Source organism: uncultured Arthrobacter sp. (genome assembly GCF_902805515.1).
In the GTDB taxonomy this organism is placed as follows: domain Bacteria; phylum Actinomycetota; class Actinomycetes; order Actinomycetales; family Micrococcaceae; genus Arthrobacter_D.
In genome coordinates this window covers 1-9,191 of record NZ_CADCTE010000107.1, presented here as the reverse complement: position 1 = coordinate 9,191, position 9,191 = coordinate 1, and the positions used below count along the sequence as shown (strand labels likewise).

Annotated in this window: 8 protein-coding genes and 1 pseudogene; 3 read left to right on the top strand and 6 right to left on the bottom strand. The window is 66.3% G+C overall.

The genetic code is table 11. The features are described 5' to 3' along the window. The 3 genes and pseudogenes from QZX79_RS09580 to QZX79_RS09570 all read right to left on the bottom strand — a co-directional run. Positions 1 to 313, bottom strand: a pseudogene (locus QZX79_RS09580) (carbohydrate ABC transporter permease); the annotation flags it as partial. After that, entirely contained in the window at positions 310 to 1,305 is a 996-nt protein-coding gene (locus tag QZX79_RS09575) for a carbohydrate ABC transporter permease (RefSeq protein WP_294567925.1), read from the bottom strand. The gene QZX79_RS09575 and the pseudogene QZX79_RS09580, both read right to left, overlap by 4 nt. A gap of 6 nt (positions 1,306 to 1,311) precedes the next feature. Further along, positions 1,312 to 2,631, bottom strand: coding sequence for an ABC transporter substrate-binding protein (locus QZX79_RS09570; protein WP_294567923.1), 1,320 nt, complete (start codon positions 2,629 to 2,631; stop codon positions 1,312 to 1,314). Between the two features lie 186 nt (positions 2,632 to 2,817). Between QZX79_RS09570 and QZX79_RS09565 the strand changes: the two genes are divergently transcribed. Then, positions 2,818 to 3,876, top strand: coding sequence for a LacI family DNA-binding transcriptional regulator (locus tag QZX79_RS09565; RefSeq protein WP_294567921.1), 1,059 nt, complete (start codon positions 2,818 to 2,820; stop codon positions 3,874 to 3,876). 88 nt (positions 3,877 to 3,964) lie between these two features. After that, a complete protein-coding gene (locus tag QZX79_RS09560) occupies positions 3,965 to 5,875 on the top strand; it encodes a glycoside hydrolase family 2 TIM barrel-domain containing protein (protein WP_294567919.1) in 1,911 nt (636 codons plus the stop codon). 70 nt (positions 5,876 to 5,945) lie between these two features. Here QZX79_RS09560 and QZX79_RS09555 read toward each other — a convergent pair whose 3' ends face one another. The 3 genes from QZX79_RS09555 to QZX79_RS09545 form a co-directional block, all read right to left on the bottom strand. After that, positions 5,946 to 7,169: a helix-turn-helix domain-containing protein gene (locus QZX79_RS09555; RefSeq protein ID WP_294567918.1), complete on the bottom strand. Its 1,224-nt coding sequence runs from the start codon at positions 7,167 to 7,169 to the stop codon at positions 5,946 to 5,948. A gap of 115 nt (positions 7,170 to 7,284) precedes the next feature. Further along, a complete protein-coding gene (locus tag QZX79_RS09550) occupies positions 7,285 to 7,761 on the bottom strand; it encodes a carboxymuconolactone decarboxylase family protein (protein ID WP_294567917.1) in 477 nt (158 codons plus the stop codon). Continuing rightward, positions 7,758 to 8,120 (bottom strand): GNAT family N-acetyltransferase, encoded by a 363-nt coding sequence (locus tag QZX79_RS09545; RefSeq protein WP_294567915.1) that lies wholly within the window; start codon positions 8,118 to 8,120, stop codon positions 7,758 to 7,760. Before QZX79_RS09545 ends, QZX79_RS09550 begins: the two co-directional genes overlap by 4 nt. Before the next feature lie 196 nt (positions 8,121 to 8,316). On the opposite strand from QZX79_RS09545, the gene QZX79_RS09540 reads away from it, so the two are divergent. Beyond that, positions 8,317 to 9,051 (top strand): glutamine amidotransferase, encoded by a 735-nt coding sequence (locus tag QZX79_RS09540; RefSeq protein WP_294567913.1) that lies wholly within the window; start codon positions 8,317 to 8,319, stop codon positions 9,049 to 9,051. Positions 9,052 to 9,191 lie beyond the last annotated feature (140 nt).

The window sequence follows — 9,191 nt, the reverse complement described above, 5'->3', positions numbered from 1 at the left end:
TGTTGAGGAACCAGCGCAGTACCGGGGTGCTGCTGCCTGGAGCCAGAATCGACTCGTACGCCTGGGTGGTGAATGGGTCGGGGATCCAGCTTGGGGGGATCCCGGTGGCGTCCTCGCGGGTCTTGAAGGAGGTGAGGAACATGAAGATGAGCGGGCTGATGAAGATCAGCGCGACGATGCTGAGGATGATCAGCCGCAGGACCATTCGGCGCCGCCCGGCTGGATCGGTTCGCTTGGCGGACGGGCGTCCGCTGTTTCCCGCTCCGGATGCTCCGGATGCTGTTGACGCACCGGACTCGGTGAGCTGTGTCATTTCCCCTCCTTCTTTTCACGGAAGAGCCAGAACACGATAAGGCTCAGAAGCATGAGGAACAGGGTGAGCACGTAGCTCATGGCTGCCGCGTTCCCCATCTGGAAGTTGCGCAGGCCCGTCTCGGCGATCTGGTAGATCGCGGTGCGGGTCTCACGTCCGGGGCCGCCCAGGGTAATCAGGTAGGACTGGCCGAACATGTTCACCGAGGCGATGAGCGTGACGATGGTGACGAAGGACAACACCGGGCGCAGGCCCGGGAGCGTGACGTTGACGAACTGCTGCCACTTGTTGGCGCCGTCGACCCTTGCCGCTTCGTAGAGCTCGGCAGGAATGTCCTGCAGGGCCGCGAGGTAGATGACGGCGTTGAACCCGAGGGTCCACCACACCGTCACACCGACGAGGGCAACCCATGCCGCGGGCGTGGAGGTGGTCCAGGCGGTGTCGTCAGGAAGCCCCAGCACGCCGAGGTAGTAGTTGACGAGGCCGATGTTGTTGTCCAGCAGGTAACGCCAGAGCACGGAGATGACCGCCACGCCGAGGACGTAGGGCGCGAAATATACGGCACGGAAGAAGTTGCGGCCCGGGAACTTCGAGGCCATCAGCAGTGCTACGGCCAGGGGGATGGTCAGCAGCAGCGGAACGCTGAAGAGAGTGAAGATGCCCGTGGCCTCCATGGAGCTCCAGAAGCTCTCGAAGTAGGGCGAGTCGGGCTGGAACAGCGCTGTGTAATTGGCGAGGCCCACGAAGGGCTGCAGCGGCCGGGTGTAGTCCCAGGCGTGCAGGCTGATCCAGAGGCCGAAGACGATGGGGATGAGGACGAACCCGATAAAGAGAATCAGGTACGGAGCAAGGAACAGCCACGGAGTGCCTGCTGCCTGCTTGGCGACACCCTTATTCGTTTTCGGGGCCGCAATCTTTGTGGGCGTAGTGGTCGGCTGCCGCCCGGGCGCCCCCTCCTTGGAGGAGGCGCCCAGCTGGGATGACGATTTCATGTCAGGCTATTTTCCGAACGATGCTTGGTTTTCTTCCATCAGCTGGGATGCTTTCGCAGCAACTTTTGAAAGGGCTTCCTTGGGCTCCTGTTCGCCGAGGATCGCGTTGTCGACGCCGACCTCGAGGGTTTCGGCCTGGACGGTGCCGAGTCCGGGAACGGGGGGAAGGAACTTCATCGAATCGACCTTCTCGGCGATGGGTTCCTGCGGGGTTCCGTCGAGGGCTCCTTCTTCACGCACCGACTCGCGGGCGGGAATCATGCCTGAGCCGGCCCAGGTGGCGGAGTTTTCGCTCATCCAGGCGATGAAGACCTTCGCTGCGTTGGCCTTGTTCTCGTCGGGCTGGGCCTGGCGGGGGAGGAAGAAGTTGTGCGAGCTGGCCCACACGGCGTCGTCCTCGCCAATGACCGGGATGGGCGCTGCAGCGTAGGGGACGCCCGCGCTTTCGAGGTCGTTGAACTGCCAGATGCCGTCCCAGGTGATGGAGTTCTCGCCGTTCTTGAACGCCACGTACTGGGAGTCGATGGCGACGTTCTTCGGGCTGTAGCCGTCCTCGATGATCGAGGTCTGCCACTCGAGTCCCTTGACGCCGGCCTCGGAGTCGAAGGTCGCCTTGGCTCCATCGGCGTCGTAGGGCTCGCCGCCGTTCTGCCAGAGCAGTGAGAGATTCATGAGGTGGCTGGGCCACTTCGCAGGCATCCAGAACGGGTTCTCGTAGCCGGCGGCCTTCAGCTTCTTCAGGGCCTCATCGAAGGATGCGGCGTCGGTGGGGGCCTCGGTGATGCCCGCCTTTTCGAAGTGCTCGGTGTTGTAGTACATCGCCAGGGAGTGAACGTCGAGCGGGATGCCGTAGCGCGCGTCCTGGTAGACGCCTGCGTCCCAGACCTCCTCGGTGAAGTCTTCGCCGGTCAGATCGAGCTCCTCGGCGAGGTCATCGACGGGAACAATCACGTTGCGGGCGGCGTTGCTCGACAGCTGCTCGAGGTGCATGACGCCGACGTCGGGGCCCTCGCCGGCCTGAACGGCGGCCGGGAGCTTCTGGTACATGTCGGCCCACTTGATCGTGTTGGGGACGACCTTGATGTTGTCGTGCTCGGCGTTGAACTCTTCAACCATCTTTTCCATGAACGGGCCGTCACCGCCGGTGAACCCGTTCCAGTAGTCGAGTTCGACCTTCGGGCCGGTGTATTCACCGGTGAACTCCGTGGCCGTGCCCTGCTGGGCTCCGCCACCTCCGCAGGCGGTAAGCGCCAGAAGGGCGGTAGCCCCAATGGCGGTGGCTGTGGATACACGGTTACGGATGAACCGCTTCGGATAGGTCATCATTGTCCTCCTCGGTGAAAGTGGTGCTCAGCGCCCAGGGCGTTTCGCATCGTTGTCAGGCGGCCCATCCGGCAAGGCGGCGTTCCGTAGACGTTGCCTCAAGATACAGCGCTGTAAACTTGTATGTCTAGTAAGCCCCAATGAGGCCCGACTGTCCACTAGTATTAATTTTCCAGCGAGGGGGTGCCAGTGAAGCGAGTAAGACTTGTCGATGTAGCCGAAGTCGCAGGCGTGTCGACGAAGACCGTGTCCAACGTTGTCCATGACTACCCGCATGTGGCGCCCGAACTGAGGCGCCGGGTGCAGGCCGCCATCGACAAGCTCGGCTACCGGCCGAACCTGACCGCCCGCCGCCTTGTGACGGGCAGAACCGGGATGATCGCCCTCGCCATCCCGGAGATCGACCACCCCTACTTTTCGGAGCTCTCCCGCCAGATCGCCGAAGAGGCGGCGCGGCGGAACTACCGCGTCATCATCGAACAGACCCTTGGCAAACTCGACGCCGAGCATGCAGTGCTCGAGGACCGGGAAGCCGGCCTGGTGGACGGCATCATCTTCCATCCGGTCAGTATTGGCGCACTGTCCATCGCGAAGCTCCACCACGACACCCCCCTGGTGCTGCTGGGGGAGGGCGCGATGCCGGCGACCAGCGACCACGTGATGATCGACAACGTCGCCGCAGCGGCCGAAGCGGTCCATTTCCTCCTCCGGCAGGGACGGCGCCGCATCGCCTTCCTCGGCGTGGTCGAGGACGACGTCACCTTCTCGACGGACAAGCGGCTGCTTGGGTACCAGCAGGGCCTGATCGAGGCGGGGCTGGATCCGGATCCCGGGCTCGTCCTGTCGGTGAGGGACTTCTCGTCCGAAGCCAGCGGCGAGGCGGTCCGGGCTGCCCTGGACCGGGGGGTCTCCATCGACGGCATCGTCTGCCGCGACGACAAATTCGCCGCCGGAGCACTGCGTGCCTGCGCCGCCGCCGGCATTTCGGTGCCCGATGGAATCGCGGTGCTCGGGTGGGACGACACGGCTATTGGGAGGTACACGACGCCGAGCCTGACCTCGGTGGCTCCGGACAAGTCGGCGCTGGCTTCGACGGCTCTCGAACTGCTGACCGAACGCATCGACGGCTTCCGCGGTGTGGGCCGGCACCGGATCGTTCCCCATGGACTCACGATCCGGGGGAGCACCCCGTCCGTGTCCGCCGCACTGGCAGTGCCCCAGGGCGAGCCGGCCGTTCCGTCGGCCTGAACGGGCGCCGTAACCTAAGCCGCGTCATCGTTGAACGTTTCGCGAAATCGACTTTACAGCGTTGAAAAACTCGGACAGGATTGACGCCATGCCTAACTCTTCCTCCTTCAGCGCAAGCACCCAAGACGGCACCTACCCGCGGCCCCAGCTCGTCCGGCGCCACTGGCACGACCTGTCGGGGGAGTGGGAGTTCGAGCATGACGACTCAAATACCGGGATTGCCAGCGGGTGGGCAGCCGGAACGACCAGCTTCAGCAAGCGGATCCTCGTCCCGTTCCCGCCCGAATCCACCCGCTCCGGCATCGGTGACACGGGCTTCCACCCCGTGGTCTGGTACCGGCGCACCCTCACCCCGGCCGACATCGCCGCAAGCGGGTGGGCCGGCGGTGAGGACCGGGTGCTGATCCACTTCGGCGCGGTGGACTACCGGGCCTCGGTGTGGGCCGGTGACCGGCTGCTGGGCACCCACGAGGGCGGCCAGACACCGTTCTCCTTCGACATCACGGACCAGGCGAGGACCGGGGAGGACGTCGTCCTCGTCGTCCGGGCCGAAGACGACCCCCACGACGTCTCCCAGCCGCGCGGCAAGCAGGACTGGCTCGAAGAGCCGCACGTCATCTGGTACCACCGCTCGACCGGGATCTGGCAGCGGGTCTGGCTCGAGGCCGTCCCCGCCACGTCCGTCCGCAGGATCGCCTGGCGAACCGACGTGCCCGGCGGGACGGTGAGCCTCGACGTCGAACTGTCCTCCCGTCCGGTCGACGAGGTGAGCGTCCGGGTCGAGCTCAGCTACCGCGGCAAACCCCTCGGCACCCACCAGGTGTTCTCCTCCCAGCCCCGGTTCACTCTGACGAACGCCCTGGCCCACCAGGCGAACGGCCAGGCTTATGAGAACCTCCTGTGGTCCCCCGACCACCCGCGGCTCCTCGATGCGCGCGTCGTGCTGATGGACCGGGAGGGCAACGTCCTCGACGAGATCTGGTCCTACCTCGGCCTGCGCAGCGTGGGCGAAGCCGGCGGCCACTTCCTCCTCAACGACCGCCCGTTCTACGTGCGCTCCGTGCTCGAGCAGGGCTTCTGGCCCGACTCCCTGTACACCGCGCCGGACTCGCAGGCCATCCAGGACGAGATCCAGCTGATCAAGGATCTGGGGTTCAACTCGGCCCGGCTGCACGAGAAGGTCGAGGACCCCCGCTTCCTGTACTGGGCGGACCGCCTGGGCCTGCTGATCTGGGGCGAGATCGGCAGCACCTTCGAGTTCTCCCCGACCGCAGTCCAGCGGGTGACCCGCGAGTGGATGAGCGTGGTCGAACGGGACATCTCGCACCCCTCGATCGTCACCTGGGTTCCGGTCAACGAGAGCTGGGGCGTCCAGCACATCTCGCATGATCCCGCCCAGCAGCACTTCGTGCAGGCGCTGTACCACCTCACCAAGGCCCTCGATCCGACCCGCCCCGTCGTCTCCAACGACGGCTGGGAGCACACCGAGTCCGATCTGATGACCATCCACGACTACACGACGACGCACGACGGGCTGAAGGCGAACTATTCGACCGCTGAGGCGGTCGAGGGCCTCGTGGAGGGGGTGGGTCCGGCCGGCCGCAGGCTGACGACCCTTCCCACCGGTGCCAGCGGGAAGCCGGTGATGGTTTCGGAGTTCGGCGGCGTGACCTATGCGCCGAACAGCCCCATCGCCACGTGGGGCTACTCCACCGTCGATTCGCCCGAAGACTTCGCCGACCGTGTCGGTGGCCTGTTCTCCGCCCTGCAGACGAGCCCGGTCCTTGCGGGATTCTGCTACACCCAACTCACCGACACGATGCAGGAGGCCAACGGGCTGACCGACGAAAACCGGAAGCCGAAGCTTCCGGTCGAGGTGATCCGCGCCATCGTCACCAACGGTGCGAAGGAAACCCACGACAACGTCGTGGATGAGGGCGAGATGATCCTCCCGCAGTGGCAGCCGGGGCCCGCAGCCTCAGCCGCCGTCGGCTCCTAGGCCGCCGTTCAGCTTCCGCCCGCCCACCTGCATTGAGCCGGTGGGCGGGCGGTTTCCATTAAGCTGCGCGTCAGAGGCTGGTGTCCAGCAGTTCGTTGAGGACCTCGGAGGCGGTTTCGGGGTCCCCTGCGTCGGAGTAGTGCTTGGCCGCCCGGAGGTAGTGCCTGCGGGCCGGCGCCGGTGCGTCCACGCTGGCGTAGTACTGACCGAGGAGGCGCTCCCTCAGGCCTGCGGATTCGAACTCGAGGTCCTCCGGGTCCTTCACCTGTTCGATGAGTGCATAGGCGGCACCGAGGTCGCCGCGCAGCGACTGGAGGTGCGCCCGGGCGAGCAGCAGTTCGGACCGTTCGGAGTCCGTGCCGGCGATGCGGAACCCAAGATCGGCGTTGGCGAGGCACTGTTCGACGGCGTCGTCCGAGATGCCGGCAAGGAGGCGTGCCGAGGCAGTGGCCCGATTGAAGTGCGCCCAGAGCCCCACGTCGGTGTGGGGGGTGAGGTGCTGTGCCGCGATGGCGTGCTGGGCCAGGCCGGTCTCCACATCGCCGCGGCGGAACGCGATATTGCCGACCACCCAGCCGGCCCTTCCGATCGTTGGGGAGGACAGGCCCGGAACCGTTGAGAGGTCGGTGAGTGGAAGGGCTTCCTCCCAGGCCTCCTCATAGTCCCCCCGAACCGAAAGGGCAGCCACGAGGATGAATCCGCATTTGAGGCGGGTCACCGAGTGGTCAGGGAGTGAGGACGCGGCGGCGACGGCGGAGCGGGCGAGGGTGATCGCCTCGTCGAGGGCTCCGGTGGCGCGTTTCGCAACGGAGAGCGCGCTCAGCACGGTCGCCTCGAGCTCGGGCCACTCACCGGTCAGGGGGTGGGCGAGCAGTTCGGTGAGCGTCTCCTCCGCAAGATCGGGGCGCCGCAGGGCCGAGTATGCCTCGGCCTGGAGATTGGTGAAGTGCCACCAGATCGCCGAATTCGACTGCTCGCGGGCCAGGCTGGCCACATATTCGGACTCGGAGGCCGCGAGGGCGTAGTCCTTGAGGTCCCAGGCGTTCTGGGCGTGCTGCAGGGCGGCGGCGAGTGCACCGCCGTCGTCGGCGGGCCCGGTTCGGATCCAGCCAAGGACGGTCTGCGGGTCGAGTTGGAGCAGGTCGGCGAAATGCCAGGCCATCTCCCTGCTGGGCTGGCGTTGGCCACTTTCGAGGAGCGAAACGTAACTCGCCGAGTACCGGCCGGCTCCGAGCTCGCTTTGGGTGAGTTTCTTCGCCGTGCGGGCGCTCCTCAGCTCGTCGCCGAATGCCATGCCAATTCCTCCCCCGGGGGAGCCCGGTGCGCCCCCGGGGACAGCCTATGCGCCTTTACTACCCCGTCAAATTCTTGACACGCCCTGTCACGCCGGACGGCCCGGAAGAGACCCGCTACTCCCGAACGGGATGGCGGCTGATGATTGAGATGCGGTTGAACACCCCGATGGTGAGGGCGATCCAGTTAACCGCCGAGAACTCGGCGTCGCTCAGGACCTTCCGTGCCTTCGCGTGTTCCTCGTCGAGGACCTCCGAGGGAGGAAGCAGCGTGGCGCTCTCGGCAAGCGCGAGGCCCGCACGCTCCTGCTCGCTGAACAGTTCGGTGTCGCGCCAGGCAGAAAGCACCGACAACCTGCGTTGGGAAATCCCCGCCGCGAGGGCCTCCTCCGTGTGGACGTCAAGGCAGTAGGCGCAGCCGTTGAGCTGGGAGACCCTGACCTTGATCAGTTCAGAGAGTTCCGCGCCGATTCCCGCTGCTTCGGCCGTTTCCTTGACCTTCAGGGCCAGGCCGTTGAGGGCGCGGAAGAGTGCGGGGTCTTCCTTGTCGAGGAAGACGCGGCGGGCGGTGCGGGGCTGGGAATCGGTGGTCACGAAGGGTCTGCTTCCGGTTGGGCGGAGGTGGCTGGCTTGTCGATGAGATGGTCCCATTCATGGTGGGTGCGGAGGTAGGTCGCGATGTAGGGACACAGCGGAACGATCCGCAGGCCGCTCGCGCCGGCGTCGTCGAGCGCGAAGCGGGCAAGCTGCGCTCCGAGTCCGCGGCCGGAGTAGGCGCGGTCGACCTCGGTGTGGAGGAGCAGGATCTGGTTGGAGGACGGGCGCACTCGATAGTCGGTGAAGCCAATGATGCCGGCCCCCTCTTCGACAAGTTCGTAGCGGCGGCGTTCGGGGACATTCATCACCCGCAGCGGGGCCTCCGCGCCTGCGCTGCCGTTCTGCCCTGCGTCCATTGCCTGTCCTCCATCGGAAGGGCCGGGCACCAGAGTCCGCTCGCGCGGCTGCCGGCGCCTGTCGGCGGCCCCGTTGTCCTTGCGCTTTCCTTTCAATTCTCGCACCGATCGGTCCGGACCACCCCCGCAGAGGAAGCTGGCGCGTCGGGGTGGGCCGGCCCGGCGGTCCCGTGCGGAACGCAGTAGCATTCGAGGGGTGAAACCGTTTCTCCTGCTGGCCACCCGTGCCGACGACGCTGCCGCCGAGGGCGAATATCAGGGCTTCCTGCGCTTCGGCGGGCTCGCACCGGACGAGCTCCACCGGGTGAGGGTGGAGCAGGGACCGATTCCGCCGATCGACCTGGAGCGGTACTCCGGGATCTTCGTCGGCGGCAGCCCCTACAACTCGTCAGATCCCGAGCAGGAGAAATCGGCCGAGCAGCGCCGGGTCGAGCGGGGACTCGGTACTCTCCTCGACGAGGTTGTGGCGGAGGACTTTCCTTTCCTGGGTGCCTGTTACGGCGTGGGAACGCTGGGCCGGCACCAGGGGGCGGTGATCGATCGGACCTTCGGTGAGCCGGTCGGCGCCGCGACGGTGACGCTCAGCGGAGCCGGCGCCGAGGATCCGCTGCTCGAGGGCGTGCCGGAGGCCTTCACCGCGTTCGTCGGCCATAAGGAAGCCTGTGCCACCCCTCCGCGGGGGGCGGTGGTCCTTGCCTCGTCACCGGCCTGTCCCATCCAGATGTTTCGGATCAAGGAAAACCTCTACGCCACCCAGTTCCATCCGGAGCTCGACGTCGATGCCCTGGTGGAACGGATTTCGATCTACCGCAACGCCGGGTACTTCCCGCCCGAGGAGGCCGAAGACTATATGCGGCGTGCCCGCGGTCTGCGGGTGGATCACCCCGCCCGGATCCTGCGCAACTTCGTCCGCCGGTACGCGGTGAGCTGAGCCGCCTTCGGGGCGCTGCGGCGGGCGCTGGCCGCGCTAGCTGAGCGAGTACTGCAGCAGGAATCCGTCGATAGCCGCGGGCGCGAAGACCTTCCGCATCACCAGGGTGGTGAGCCCCTCAAGGGCGGCATCGTCGCCCG